Raw genomic sequence first — 15,403 nt, forward strand, 5'->3', positions numbered from 1 at the left:
ATCTATCCCAATCATCGAACATAAAAAAACTTTTTTATACATAAATATGAGGTCTAAAAATGTCTAAACATTCCATTAGTTTTGGAGGTAAATTAGAAGATAATTCCAAGACTCTTGCTCAAGTCTTAATTGATGCTACTCAACATCATAATCAGGGAATCACTTACATTCAAAATGAAACAAGTGATTTTTTCCAGAGTTATCAAGACTTATATCAAGAGGCTCTTTTGATCTTAAATGGATTGCAAAAACAAGGAATAAAATTAGGGGATCAAGTTATCCTACAAATTACCAAAACTCAAGATTTTATTCCCACTCTTTGGGCTTGTTTTTTAGGGGGAATTATTCCCGTTCCTTTAACAATTGCGCCTAGTTATGATCTGGAAAATTCTGCCGTTAAAAAACTAGAAAATGTCTGGAAATTTTTAGACAAACCCCTCATTTTATCCGATAATCACTTAATTACTGAAATTGAAAAATTAGGGACTTATTCTCATTTAAAAGGGTGGCAATGTGTCTCGATTAATACACTAAGAAAAACAGCCTCTCAAGCTCATCAATTGCCCACTCTTAACCCACAGGATCCGGCTTTATTACTCTTTACTTCTGGCAGTACGGGACTGCCTAAAGGGGTCATGTTAACCCATGATAATATCCTATCTATGTCGGCCGGTACCGTGGCCATGAACGGTTTTACCCCTCAAGAAGTTACCCTCAATTGGATGCCCTTGGATCATGTGGGGGCGATCGTCTTTTTAGGCATTATGGCGGTGGATCTGGCCTGTCATCAAATTCATGTTCCGATGGAATTAATCCTGCGTTCCCCTCTCAAATGGTTAGACTTAATTCAAAAGTATAAAGTCAGCATTTCTTGGGCGCCTAACTTCGCATTTTCACTGATCAACCAACAAGCACAAGCACTTGAAAAAACATCTTATAATCTTTCTTCGATGAAATTTTTAGTCAATGCGGGGGAACAAGTTTCAGTAAAAACGATCCGTCTATTTTTAGAAATTCTCGAAAAACATCAACTCCCCAATCTTGCCATTAAACCTGCTTTTGGCATGACTGAATCATGCTCTGGGATTACTTGGTCAACGGGTTTAAGTTGGGATCAACTCACCGAAGAAAATAGTTTTGTCTCTCTCGGTAAACCCATTCCGGGCGCAACGATTCGCATTGTTGATCAGGAAAATAATCCCCTGCCTGAAGGCGAAATTGGAAGGCTTCAAATGCGAGGTAATTCTGTTACTAAAGGTTATTATCAAAATCAAGAACTTAACCGAGAAGTTTTTGAACAAGGGTGGTTTACCACTGGAGATTTGGGCTATTTATTCAATGGGGAACTCTTTATTACGGGGCGAGAAAAACAAGAAATTATTATTAATGGAATTAATTATTTTGCCCATGAAATTGAAACGGCGATCGAAGAATTAGAAGGGGTTAATGTCTCTTATACAGCCGCTTTTGCTGTGTTTGATCAAAATTTAGAAACCGATTTATTAGTTATTACTTTTAGCCCCCAATCCGATCAATTTCAAGAGAGGGTAAAAGTAGTTAAAAAAATTCGCACTCATTTAACTCAAAAAATCGGCATTTCTCCTGCTTATATTATTCCATTAGAGATAGATTTAGTACCTAAAACTTCTATTGGTAAAGTACAAAAATCTCAATTAAAGAAACAATTTGAGCAAGGATTATTTCATAACTGCATCCAAGAAATTAACCAATATTTAGAAACAGAACGTCAAAAAAATCAAACCTTACCTCAATCAGATCATGAACGCCAAATCGCAACGGTTTGGGGCGAGGTTTTACAGTTAAATTCAGTAGGTTTACATGATAACTTTTTTGAACTGGGGGGGCATTCTCTACACTTAATCCGTGTTCAAAATCAACTCGAAAAACTCTTTAACTGTCAGCTATCCATCGCTGAAATGTTTAAAAATCCCACCGTTGCTACCCTTGCCCGTTTCCTAAGTCAAGAATCAAATACTACCCAAATTATCGAACAAAAAAGCCGTCTGCGCGCCAAAAATAGAACCAGTGGCCACCTTGAAAGCCATGACATCGCAATTATTGGCATGGCCGGGCAATTTCCGGGGGCTGATAATTTAACCACATTCTGGGAAAATTTAAAAAATGGAGTGGAAACGATTTCTTTCTTTTCAGATGAAGAATTACTAGAATCGGGAGTATCTCCAGAGCTTTTTAATCAGCCTAATTATGTTAAAGCTCGACCAATTTTAGATCGGGTTGAATACTTTGATAGTGAATTTTTTGGTTACACAGATAGGGAGGCGGAATTACTGGATCCTCAGCAAAGATTACTTCTTGAATGTAGTTGGGAATGTTTGGAAAATGCAGGTTATAATCCTCACATTTATCAAGGATCAATCGGCATATTTGCAGGTGCAAGTATGAACACTTATTTAATGAATAATTGTTATCCTAATCGGGGGCAATTAGATAGTAATGATGAATTACAACCCTTCACCTTAGACTCAATGGGCGGGTTTCAAACGATGGTGGCCAATGATAAGGACTATTTAACCACCAGAATTTCTTATAAACTCAATTTACAAGGCCCGAGCGTTAATATTCAGACAGCTTGTTCTACTGGCTTAGTTGTGGCTCATCTGGCTTGTCAGAGTTTAATCAGTGGAGAAAGTGACATGGCTTTAGCTGGAGCGGCTTCAATTAATTCTCCTCAAAAAATAGGTTATTTGTACCAAGAGGGATTGATTGTTTCTCCTGATGGTCATTGTCGCGCCTTTGATGCCCAAGCAAAGGGGACTATTTTTGGCAGTGGGGTGGGGGTAGTTCTGCTCAAAAGATTATCAGATGCTTTAGCCGATCGTGATCATATTTACGCAGTTATTAAAGGCTCTGCGATCAATAATGATGGTGGCACAAAATTAGGGTTTACGGCTCCGGGGGGAGAAGGGCAAATTTCGGCCGCTCTGGAAGCTCTAGCGGTTGCAGGGGTTGAGCCTAATACCATTGGTTTTGTTGAGGCTCATGGCACGGGAACGCCCCTTGGGGATCCCATTGAAGTTGATGCTTTAGCGAAAGTCTATCAAGGAGGCAATTCTGAGCAATGTGCTTTAGGTTCGGTCAAAACCAATATCGGACATATGCAAATTGCTTCGGGTATTGCAGGTTTAATTAAGGCAACTTTAGCGCTCAAACATCAAACTATAGCACCTACATTACATTTTCAAACTCCTAATCCTCAAATTAATTTTGCTCAGACTCCTTTTTATATCAATACCAAGGCCAAGCCTTGGGTAACTCAAGGGGAAAAATCGCCCCGCCGAGCAGGGGTTAATTCTCTAGGTATTGGCGGAGTTAACGCCCATGTGATCCTAGAAGAAGCCCCCCCCATTATGGCCGAAGAAAATCAGAGCAAACGCCCCTATCATTTGTTGACCCTTTCGGCTCGAACCGAAACCGCTTTAAAAGAGTTGGGGAGTCGCTACCGAGACTTTTTAGAAAATCAACCCGAAGGAGATCTGTGCGATGTGGTATTTACAGCGAATACCGGCCGGGTTCATTTTTCCCATCGTTTGGCCTTAACTGGTTCTAAATATACTGATTTGATTGAGCAATTACAGCAATTTGAAAAAGGTTATGACTCAATAATTAACGGTAAAGTTGATGAAAAAAAACCGCCTAAAATTGCCTTTTTATTCACGGGGCAAGGTTCTCAATATGGGGGCATGGCATCTGAACTTTATCAGACTCAACCTACCTTTAAGCAAACTTTAGATCAGGGGGAAACCTACTATCAAAAACTAACGGGTAAATCCCTCTTAAATGTGATTTTTGCTCAGGGAGATGACACCTTAACTCAAACTGCCCATACTCAACCCGCCTTATTTCTGATTGAAGTTGCCCTCGCTCAATTATGGCATTCTTGGGGGATCAAACCAGCCGCTATTTTAGGCCATAGTTTAGGTGAATATTCGGCCGCTTGTTTTGCAGGGGTTTTTGATCTTGAAAATGGCTTAAAACTTGTTACTAATCGAGGTAATTTGATGGGTAAATTACCTCAAAATCAGGGGGCAATGATGGCTGTTTTTCTTGATCAAAAATCGGTGATCAAAGAATGTGAAAAACAAGGGATCAAAGTCGCCATTGCCGCTATTAACAGCGCACAACATACGGTAATTTCTGGAGAAAAATATTTAATTGAAAAATTATTTGATCACTTTACAAATCTAGGAATTAAAGTTCGTCAACTCAAAGTTTCTCATGGTTTTCACTCTCCTTTAGTTGAGCCAATGGTGACAGAATTTAAAGCTATTCTTGAGGAAATTTCTTTTAGTAAACCTCACATTCCTCTGATTTCTAACCTAACGGGAGAAGTCGCAAATGAGAGTATAATGAGTGTTGACTATTGGATTCAACATTTACTCAATACGGTACAATTTCATCAAGGGGTTTTATCCCTACAGGCTCTTGGCTGTGATACTTTTATTGAAATTGGGCCTCAACCTGTTCTGTCAGCTATTGTTCAGTCGTCTTTATCTTCATCTGAACCCCTAACTTTACCTAGTTTACGCTCAGGATTTTCCGATTGGCAAGTGTTGTTAGAAAGTCTCGGGAAGCTTTATGTTCGTGGGGTAGACATAGATTGGTTTAGCTTTGAGAAAGATTACCATTCCCGAAGATGCCCTTTACCTACCTATCCCTTTGAAAAACGTCAACATTGGATTCCCTTAAAAACATCCTCCACAACGGTTGCAAAAGAATCTAATTTAGTTAAAATGTTATCTCAAAAAGAGAGTGATAATTTAATAAAAACTCTCTTGAAAACTGGTAATTATTCTGAGGATGAACAGGAAACAGTATCGGCACTTGTGCAACAATTAATTAAACTTCATCATCAAGATCCGGGAAAATCTAACTTTGCTGAGTTGCTCTATCAAGTGGCATGGCTTCCCTCTGGTTTAGGAAATGGGAAATTGCACAACCTCACAACTTTAAAAACGGATTTAGAGGCTTACTTAGAACCCCAACTCCAATCCCCAGAATTAACAGGGGTTGATCTGGCTTTTTGTGAAATGGAAAAATTGACCGCCGATTTTATTATAAAAGCGCTAAAAGATTTAAAACTTTTTGAAATTAACACCTTTCTTTCTGTGTTTCAACAGAAGATTAAAGTAGAACATCAAGGCTTATGGAATCATTGCATAGATATATTAGCTAAAAATGGCATTTTAGAAAAGCAAAATTCTGGCTGGAAAATCATCAAAGATTCAGCTAATTCTAACCCTGATTTAGCTTTAGAGCATTTAATTAATCATTATCCTAATGCTAAGATAGAATTAAGCTTATTTTGGCGAGTGTCCACAAATTTAGCGGCCATTTTAACAGGAGAAATTCCGCCTTTATCCATTCTCTTTTCTGAGGAAATAGGAGCAAAAGATTTTTATAAAAATACATCTTGGGCTAAAATTCTCAATCAGACCATCTCTAAAACGGTTGAACTTTTGCTCTCAAATGCTGACACCTCACGCCCCCTGCGTATTCTCGAAATCGGTGCAGGAACTGGGGCGACAACCCAACAAGTTCTCAAAGCTTGTCATTCTCATCCTATTCATTACACATTTACCGATGTTTCCCTCGTCTTTTTAGAGACAGCAAAAGAGATTTTTTCAGATTGTTCTACTATAGAATATAAGGTTCTTGACATTGAAAAAGACCCGAAATTACAAGGTTTTGATTCAGGTGATTATGATTTAATTATTGCCGCCAATGTTTTACATTCTACCGCCTCTTTACAAGAGGAAACTTTGCCTAATATTCAGAGTTTATTGCGCCGAGGTGGTCATTTATTACTGTTGGAATTAACCCATCAATCTAACTGGATTGATTTAATTTTTGGTGTAACTCAAGGTTGGTGGCGTTTTAGCGACTATGATTTACGCCCAAATCATCCCATTATTACGGCCTCAACTTGGGAATCAATTCTGCTCAAATCCGGCTTTTCCCAAGTTAAATCGGTTTCTCCCGATCAAAAAATAGATAAAGCTTTATTTCAACAAAGTATTATTGTTGCTCAAAATCAAGAATCAGTCAATCATCTGGGCAAAAATTGGTTAATTTTTACCGATATAAAACCAGAAACAAATGCTTTTCCCCTTGCCCTTCAAAAGCAAATTCTCGAAAATTATGAGTCTTGTCAGATAATTTATCAAAGTAATAAAAACACTGAGCTATCATCTTTTGAATATGCTTTAAATGGCCATCAATTAGAACAATTAGAAGAATGGTTTAGCTTGAATCCACAACCCGATCAGATTATTTATCTTGTGAATAATGATCAAGAAAATCAACCAGAATCTATTTTATTAAATCGGTGTAACTATCTGTTAAATCTTCTCAAAGCCCTTCAAAAAATTCCCAATTCTCCTAAATTGTTCCTTGTTACTCAGGGCGGCCAAACCTTTAACTCACAAAAGCCTACCTTTTTGGCTCAATCTCCCCTCTGGGCGATGGGGCGTGTTATTGCCCTAGAAAATCCTCATTTATGGGGGGGTATGATTGATCTTGATCCTGATGTGAATATTAATCAAAAAACAGAGGAATTAATCAGAGGATTAACTCAGATTGGGGATGAAGATCATTTGATTTTGCGCCAAAGTCAAAGTTATGTGGCACGTTTGCTTCCCCAGAAGTCTTTAGAGACAAAACCCCTTGAGATGCGATCGAACTCTACCTATTTAATTACGGGGGGAATAGGACATCTAGGGTTAGAATTAGCTCAACATTTAGTCAATTTAGGAGCGAAACATCTGATTTTGACGACCCGCCGCCCCTTCTCATCCCGTTCTCGGTGGGACAGCGAAACGGAATTAATGGAAATCTCACAAACCCTCAGAAAATTAGAGCAAAAAGGGGCATCAATCCAAGTCATTTGCGCAGACGTAGGTAATTTTGAGGCGATGGAGTCCATCTTCAGCCAGATTGAAAAAAGCCCCTATCCCCTAAGGGGAGTTTTCCACCTTGCCGGAATCTCAGGCCGACAAGCTGAATTAAAAGACTGTACTTTTGAGGATCTCGAAGCTATTTTTCAGGCAAAAGTTAAAGGCTCTTGGAATTTACATCAGCTATCTTTAGGAATTGAATTAGACTATTTTGTGCTATTTTCTTCGGCAGGTGCTATTTGGGGAGCGAAAGAACAAGGTTTATATGATACCGTTAGTCATTTTATGGATGGATTGGCTTATGTGCGTCATCTTCAAGGACTCAGAGCAACTACTTTAAATTGGGCCTTATTAGCAGGTAATGGTATTGTTTCTCAAGAGTATGAAGACTGGCTCAAACAGATTGGAATGAGGGAAATTGATCTTGATACGGCTTTTTCGGCAATGGATGCCATAATCGCCTCTAATCAAACACAAGTTTTAATCGCTGATGTAGACTGGGTTCGCTTTAAAAAGATCTATCAATTTAAAGGAGATAAACCCCTACTCAAAAATTTAGGACTTGGTGAAACCCCCATTAAGCCCGTTCCAAAATCCCCTTCTGTACGCTATCTTTTAGAGGAGATTTCTTTAGGAGAACGTAGGGAATATTTGTTAGAATATGTTGGCAAACAAGTCAGAATTATTTTGGGAATTAAAGGGATGCCCGATCCAGAACAAGGATTGATTGAAATGGGGATTGACTCCTTATCCTCTATTGAATTGAAAAATCGTTTAGAGAAAGGATTAGAAGTTACCTTGTCCACTTCTTTAGTCTTTGATTTTCCCAATATTAGACGCTTGGTTGATTATCTTTTCGAGCATATTTTCGGTGAACAAATTCAAAAACCCGCCCAGAAGATGATTGATTTGAGTGAAGTTCAGCAGGAGATTGATGAGGATTTAATTTTACAAGAACTTGCTGATTTGGAGGCTTTTTTAAGGGATTAAATCTGCCTATTTATGCCTTTTCGTTCCGACTTAAAGACATTTGCTAACAATTACCCTGTATTGAGACTATGCAAACTAAATTTTTTCAACAACAACCCTTAAAAAGTTTTACTCAATTTTTCGATAATTTGAAAATAATTGCCGCCCCTTACTGGTATCCAAAGGATCCCAAAGGGAGGCCCTTTTCCGAAGTCATGGGTTCATGGGCAATGCTCTTGCTCCTGATCTTATTAATTGTAGGTCTGGTTGCCTCCAATGCGGTGAATAGCTTTGTTAATCGCTATTTAGTTGATGTTATTATTCAAGACAAAAACCTTTCTAAATTTATCACAATCCTCTCAATTTATGGCTTGGGATTACTATTAATTACTCTGTTTACCGCCTTTTCTAAACTTGTAAAAAAAAGAATTATAATCAATTGGTATCAATGGCTTAATCGGGAGATAGTTGGTCAATATTTGGGCGATCGAGCCTATTATAAAATCAATTTTAGATCCGATGTAGATAATCCAGATCAAAGACTGGCTCAAGAAATAGAACCCATTGCCAGAAATGCGGTTAATTTTGTAGCGATTTTATTAGAAAAAGTCTTAGAAATGACGACTTTTTTAGTCATTCTTTTCTCAATTTCGCCACTGGCCGCCCTTATTTTAATTGCATATACCATTATCGGCAATTTAATTGCAGTTTATTTAAGTCAAGAATTAGATAAAATTACTCAAGAAGAACTAGAATCGAAAGCCAATTACACTTATACTTTAACCCATGTTCGCAATCATGCCGAATCAATTGCTTTTTTTCAAGGAGAAAATCAAGAATCAAAAATTATTGAGCGCCGATTTACTAATTTAATCAGAAGTTCACTCAGTAAAATTAATTGGGAAAAAAATCAAGATCTTTTCAGTCGGGGTTACCGCTCAGTAATTCAAATATTTCCCTTTATCGTTTTTGCCCCGGCCTATATTCGTGGAGAAATTGATTTCGGGCAGGTTAATCAAGCTATTATTGCCTGTAGTATGTTTGCTAACGGATTTTCCGAGTTAATCCTCGAATTTGGCTCATCGGGCAGATTTTCCAGTTATGTTGAGCGTCTATCGGAATTTTCATCGGCTTTGGAAGAAGTCACCAGAGAACAGGAAAATGCCAGTACCATTCAAACTCTCGAACAAAAGAAAATCAGTTTTGAGGATGTGACTCTACAAACACCGGATTATGAAAAAGTGATTGTGGAGGATTTATCCCTCTCGATTGAAACGGGAGAAAGCTTATTAATTGTTGGGCCTAGTGGCAGGGGTAAAAGCTCTTTATTAAGAGCCATTGCCGGCCTCTGGAATGCAGGAGAGGGATGTTTAAGGCGACCCGCCTTAGGAGAATTTCTCTTTTTACCTCAACGTCCCTATATTATTTTGGGTACTTTAAGAGAACAGTTACTTTATCCTAAAACAACCCGTACCATGACAGATCAAGAACTTGAAGAAGTTTTACAACAAGTTAATCTTCAAAATGTAGTCACAAAAGTTGATAACTTTGATGCTGAAGTTCCTTGGGAGAATATATTATCTTTAGGAGAACAACAACGTCTTGCGTTTGCACGATTGTTAGTTACCCATCCGCGCTATGTCATCTTAGATGAGGCCACAAGTGCTTTAGACTTAAAGAACGAGGAAATGTTATATCAGGAGTTACAAAGATCACGAACAACTTTTATCAGTGTGGGACATCGAGAGAGTTTATTTAAGTATCATCAATGGGTTTTAGAATTAACAGAAGATTCTCATTGGCGACTGGTTTCAGTTAATGATTATCAAGCTTCAAAATCGGGGTAATGAAGCAAATATCCAGTTTGTACAACCAAGGGCAACCTTGGTTAAGGATGTCTACTCTTTTGATCGGTAATAGACATCTCCAATAACTGATAAAGCTTATATGGTAACAGTTTCATCTTTAATCAGCACTCAGCAATCAATCGCCGTAAAGTTAATTTCACGTCAAAATTTCCTCTAAATCTAATTTCCTCCCAAAAGTATGACTGATTAAAACATCAATTACTTCACTTGATGACGATGATTTTACTATTTCTAAAACTAAACTCTCAATTCTTAATCTCACTAACCCACAAACTGTTAAAAATACTGACTGATATTTATCTTTTCTTAATCTAAATCTTTCTCTTGCTACTCGCCATATTTTTATGATTCTAATTAAATGTTCTATAAATATTCTGACCGATGAAATCTTTTTATTTTCTTCTTTTTCTTCCTGAGTTAATACTCCTTTTTTCGGTTTTTTCTTTGGGGTAATAATTTGTGGCTCTCCCACATAAGCTTTATCCCCTTTAAACATTTGATTCATCCCAAACTTCTTGAGATTTTGACGACAAATGTTAATATCACTTGAAGGACCTGGTTTTCCCGCCACTACATCCACAATATCTCTGCCTTTTGGAAGACTAATTAATTGATTTTTAAAAGTATGTTCACATTTTTTTCCACTATAATATTTTTTCTGTTCTTCATAGTCTAAAGGTCTTTCTCTTGGCTGTTCTTCACTATCTACTAATAATTCATTTTCCTTCAATTTTTCCAACATTTCTTCTATTTTTTCTGGGGACTTTTTACTTGTTCTAGTAAAGAGCATGGCAAAGCTTCTCTCATAATTTTTGCCAATAATCAAACAAATTATTCGCAGTTGATTCACTTACTTGAAAGACGATACCTAATAGTTGAAAACTCAGATGATGTCTTAAATAAATTAAAGTCAAAATAATCTGGTTTTCTTTTGAAAGTTTACTCTCTCTACCACCACCGGAATTGATAATTCTAGTTTTTTGTTTTTCAGATTCTTCTTTTGCTTGTTTCTCCAAGATTAAAAGATGTGCGATTAGCAGTTCTAATTGTTCATAATTAATTCCTAATAATCTTTTAGTTGCTTGTTTGTGATCTTGAATATATTGCCAAGTATAATTACTCATTTTGGCTATTTCTCCTTAAAATTTTTGTTGATGATAGCTTAATTTTTTTATTTATATTATATTATAGAGATGTCTAATGCTTTTTTACAAAAAATTATGCTTGGTTTTATATTTCCTATATCTATCAGACAAAGAGCAATATTGAAGTAAGAAACCGTTTTGAGTTGTTTTATATTAAACTCGGTTGCAATCATCATACTTTTGTGATGTGCTTTAATTGCTTTTGAAAGGCAACCAGTTAACCAATATAAATCTCCTAAGTTATTATACAATCTAGCTAAAGTATATCCTTGCTTATGATTATTATTGATTTTATTAATAATTTTTTCTATATTAATAATTGTTTGATTTAATAAACCTAACCTATAACATGAACATACAATATATTCTTTTTTTTCCCATTGATTATTTCTTGCTAATGTAAGTACATAACCAGCTTGATCATAATCTCCAATATTCAAATAATGATAATAAGCTTCAAAAGCAGTTAAAGCATCTTTAATAGTTTCAACACTTTTAACACTTTCAGTCCAAAATTCTGCCGCTTGGGTATTAGCTTTTTCCCAATCTTCACTATTTCTTAATCTCTCAATTGCTTCCTCTCGAATAACAGGATGTAACCAATAATCCCCATTATTAAATTCAACTAAAGCCCGTTCTTTTAATACTTTAATCACTTCTTTTTTTTGTTTATTTTCTGTTAGATGCCACAGTAAACAAAATAAACCTTTTTCTGATACAGTTGGCACATCTTGATAACGATAACATCCTAAGCGACACAGCAAATTATAAGCAGAAAGATTAATCATTTTTAATCTTTCAAATTGTTCCTTAATTAAATTTTCTACAGCTTTTTCTATCATTAAACTATCTTCTATTTTCTGATCTTGCCAATAAGCAACCATATCACCTTTAAAATCATTAATAATCATCTCACATAATACTTTCATCGCTAAAGCATTACCACCAAAAGCTTTATAAATTTCCGTAAAAATAGGGCTATCGGTGTTAATTTTTTGATTTTGCCAATATTCACCCCATGCCGAAATAGTTAAACTAGGTAAATTATAAAGAGTAATATCTAAACTTTCACCCAGACGCTCACGACTGGTAATAAAAGTAATAGAATTAACACTAATATCGGTTAAAACTTTTAATAATTCCACATAACTACGATGACCATTAATAAACATTCCATTATGATCTAAAGCAGGTTCAAGATTATCAATTAAAATGCCAATCTTTTCGGTTTTAAGCTTCTGTTTGAGGCGATCTAAAGATACCATAAATTCCCGTCCGGGTTCTTCTCCTAATTGACGTAATTTTTCCTCTAATAAACTTTCAACAGAAGCTATATCTTTTCTTTCTTTAGCAATATTAAATTCTAAAACTTTGGGAAAATGATCATTGAGATATTTTTGAGCTAAAACAGTTTTACCCGTACCTCCCGAAGCAATTATTTGTATTACTTTTTTCCCCTGTTGAATCAGATTGTTTAAATGGGCGATCGCATCTTCTCTACCTACAAAATTGGGGTCTGATCCCCCTATATCTTGGTTGTGATCAGAATTATTAGAGAGCGAGACGCTCTCACTACCTTGATTTTCAGAAAATTCTTTATACTTACGCTCTACTGTTGCCCTTAAACTTTTTTGACTAATCTTTTCATTAAAAATCTTTGTTAAACATTGCCATAAATTACTGGCAGTGGTTTTAGCTTGTTGTTCTGGATTTTTTGAATAAGCATAAATCTTTGAATCCTCAAGAATTTGAGGATATTTTTTACCATCCCAAACACCTCTAAAAATTTCTCTTTGCTCATGGGTAAGGTGTTCCCCTGTTTTCTGAGAAATCAACCTATCAACAAACATTACAGCAGTTTCAGCATCCATAGTTAAGTAACTTTAATCAAATTGAACTAAGTTTAGCAAAACTTTTTTAACTATTTCTTACTTTTTTAACTAAATGTAACTATTTTTAACTAAAAAAATTTTTTTAAGTAATAACTATAACTGACTGACAGTCTTTAAAAAGTATTTTATAAAAGATACATAAGCAAAGAGTTAATTCAACAAATTGCTTAAAAACTAAACAAAATTTAAATAAAAATAGGAGACAAAACGATGTCTAACCCTCGTTACGATACTACTACCACTGATAATGGTGACGTTTTATTTGGACTTGGTGGTCAAGATTGGCATACACATACCGCTACGGTGCGTGATAACCAAACAGGTAAAACCTATGAATCAACAAATTACGATGCTCAAACAGCCCGTGATCAAGCATGGGAAAAAGCCCGTAATGATCGTGAGTAGATAAAAAAAGCAGTGGGCTATTTAACTATTATAAAAAATAGCCTACTCCTTCTCTTAAAAAACAGAAACTTAATTTACAAATTGAGGAGTCAAAATAAAATGAGTAATAAAAAATTTTTTCAATCTGTTCTTTTGGGTGCATTAACAACAGTTTCTCTTGCCAGTTTCTTCCATGATAAAGCACAAGCAATTACTGTTGATCAAAATTATCAAGGAAAAGTCTGTATTTATGTCCCTAAAGCGTGGGTCATGCAACAAGGTAATGCACGATTAGAAGTTTATTGGGTCCCTTATACAATGACAACTTATGTTGATGCACGACAATTCCCTCAAGGTATGGGTTGGAATGCAGGAGGTGGGTCTGAAGCTGGTGTATCAGTCAATGGGGGAATCGTTAGTGGTAGTGTTAATAATAACTTGAATGGTGGTGTGAGTGGAACTACTACTACTAATCCTAATTTTGGACTTGAACTTAACGCTTATGGAAACAATGTAACCAATATTGATACAAATTTTCCAGTGGTAGGTTTTGAACAGCAACGTTGTTTTTCTGATTACAATATTCCAGTCTACTAATCACTCAGGAGAAGAAGAAATATGCTCTTATTTAAGCCTTAAGTAACATTTTACTTAAGGCTTTTTTACAAAAATTAATAATAATATCTGCATAATTTTGAATAATCTAACCGAATAAAAAATATAACGTAAGGAGATTAACAATTATGTTTAGTTTAGGAAAAAAAGAACAACGCTTAAGTTTTAATGATCCACGTCATTTAATAGGGAAAAGAGGAGTAGTTACTATTACAATTTTACCTTATCATAAAGGTCAAATTTATATTTGTGGAACTTGGTATTCCGCTATTTGTGAAGAAAATAATCTTATTTTAACAACAGATATGTTAGTAGAAATTACTAATATTGAAGGGAATACTGTATCAGTTAGACCTTTTTTAAGTCTATTAAATTGAGAGAGCATTTAAAGTTTATTAACAAAACTAAAATTTGTATCATTTATTTATTTTTTGCGATATATAGCAATCCTAAATAGGTCATAACAGATATAATATTAATTATAATCTAAATTCAAGGAAAAAAAAATGAACATTATTTCTGAGTTAAATGATTTTATCAATCAAACAAAAGAGGCTAAAGAAATAAAAAGGGCTTTAGCTGTCAAAATGATTTTAGAAGGAAAATCATACCATGAAGTAAAAGAATTATTACAAGTTTCTCATAGCTTTATTAGTATGTGGAAAAATCAAGCTCTTTTTTGTGGAGTAGAAAGCTTGAAATTACAGTTTAAAGGAACTAAAAGTGAATTAAAACCAGAAGAAAAAGACCAAGTTATTAATTGGTTAAGAGAGCAAGAATATTTAAGATTATCAGATTTAAAAATTTATTTAGAGCGAGAATATAATATTATTTATAAATCCAATCAAAGTTATTATAGTTTGCTCAAAGAAGCGAAAATAAGTTGGAAAAAACTCAAAAAAGAATCCGGCTAAAAATGACGAATTAGTCGAAGCTAAAAAAAAAGAAATCAGTGAAAAATTAGAGATTTGGAAAGAAGAAATAGAGAGTGGAGAGCTTGTAGTGTTTATGATTGATGAATGTCATTTACTTTGGGGAGACATTTTAGGTTATGTTTGGGGAAGAACAGATCAAAGAATAGAAATTCCCATTAAAAATGAAAAAAGCCGACAAACTTATTATGGGGCATTAGACTATCAAACTAAAGAATTTATTGTCAAAGAATATGAAAGTGGAAATACAGAAAATACGATCAAATTTATCAAGTATTTACTATCAAAAAGAAAAGGAAAAAGATTAGCAATATTTTGGGATGGAGCAACCTATCATGACTCAAAAGAATTTAGGGAGTATTTAACTATAATAAATCAAGATTTATTGGAAGAAGAATGGTTAATTACTTGTCATAAATTTGCCCCTAATGCTCCAGAACAAAATCCGGTAGAAGATATTTGGCTACAAGTGAAAAATTTTATTAGACAATTCTATCATTTATGTAAATCATTTAAAATAGTAAAGTGGCTATTTAAGTTTTTTGTGCATGGTCAAATATTTGATTTCCCCAAACTTTATCAATATGGAATTTTGCCACAACCTATTTAGGATTGCTATACTAATTTATTTATTAATTTAATGAGGTACATTTTTAATTTTAA

9 protein-coding genes are annotated in these 15,403 nt (G+C 35.0%); 6 read left to right on the forward strand and 3 right to left on the reverse strand.

All coding sequences use genetic code 11. From position 1 onward, the window contains the following. The first annotated feature begins 59 nt into the window (after window positions 1-59). Window positions 60-7,925, forward strand: coding sequence for an SDR family NAD(P)-dependent oxidoreductase (locus tag Anndu_RS10395; protein ID WP_464101134.1), 7,866 nt, complete (start codon window positions 60-62; stop codon window positions 7,923-7,925). Window positions 7,926-7,993: 68 nt separating this feature from the next. Then, window positions 7,994-9,751 (forward strand): ABC transporter ATP-binding protein/permease, encoded by a 1,758-nt coding sequence (locus tag Anndu_RS10400; RefSeq protein WP_464101135.1) that lies wholly within the window; start codon window positions 7,994-7,996, stop codon window positions 9,749-9,751. 157 nt (window positions 9,752-9,908) lie between these two features. Here the strand turns inward: Anndu_RS10400 and Anndu_RS10405 are convergent, their stop codons facing one another. Genes Anndu_RS10405 through Anndu_RS10415 form a run of 3 tightly spaced genes read right to left on the reverse strand, consistent with a single transcriptional unit; the run spans window position 9,909 to window position 12,788 of the window. Beyond that, a complete protein-coding gene (locus tag Anndu_RS10405) occupies window positions 9,909-10,562 on the reverse strand; it encodes an HARBI1 family protein (RefSeq protein ID WP_464101136.1) in 654 nt (217 codons plus the stop codon). 13 nt (window positions 10,563-10,575) lie between these two features. After that, a complete protein-coding gene (locus Anndu_RS10410; protein ID WP_464100878.1) occupies window positions 10,576-10,896 on the reverse strand; it encodes a helix-turn-helix domain-containing protein in 321 nt (106 codons plus the stop codon). Window positions 10,897-10,952: 56 nt separating this feature from the next. After that, window positions 10,953-12,788, reverse strand: a complete 1,836-nt coding sequence (locus Anndu_RS10415) for an NB-ARC domain-containing protein (RefSeq protein ID WP_464101137.1) — start codon at window positions 12,786-12,788, stop codon at window positions 10,953-10,955. Window positions 12,789-13,019: 231 nt separating this feature from the next. On the opposite strand from Anndu_RS10415, the gene Anndu_RS10420 reads away from it, so the two are divergent. The 4 genes from Anndu_RS10420 to Anndu_RS10435 all read left to right on the forward strand — a co-directional run bounded on the left by Anndu_RS10420 (window position 13,020) and on the right by Anndu_RS10435 (window position 15,350). Further along, window positions 13,020-13,214, forward strand: a complete 195-nt coding sequence (locus Anndu_RS10420; protein ID WP_464101138.1) for a hypothetical protein — start codon at window positions 13,020-13,022, stop codon at window positions 13,212-13,214. Window positions 13,215-13,313: 99 nt separating this feature from the next. Continuing rightward, the gene (locus Anndu_RS10425) at window positions 13,314-13,790 is read left to right on the forward strand and encodes a hypothetical protein (protein ID WP_464101139.1); all 477 of its coding nucleotides are present in this window, start codon (window positions 13,314-13,316) and stop codon (window positions 13,788-13,790) included. A 146-nt stretch (window positions 13,791-13,936) separates the two neighbouring features. After that, complete coding sequence (locus Anndu_RS10430; RefSeq protein ID WP_464101140.1) at window positions 13,937-14,185, forward strand: NfeD family protein; 249 nt, start codon at window positions 13,937-13,939, stop codon at window positions 14,183-14,185. A gap of 138 nt (window positions 14,186-14,323) precedes the next feature. Then, window positions 14,324-15,350, forward strand: a protein-coding gene (locus Anndu_RS10435) for an IS630 family transposase (RefSeq protein ID WP_464104073.1) whose coding sequence is annotated in 2 segments (ribosomal slippage) — window positions 14,324-14,703 and window positions 14,702-15,350 — 1,029 coding nt in all. Because the reading frame shifts where the segments join, the coding sequence is not laid out codon by codon here. Window positions 15,351-15,403: the final 53 nt, after the last annotated feature.

The sequence above is a fragment of the Annamia dubia NIES-4383 genome (assembly GCF_055394725.1).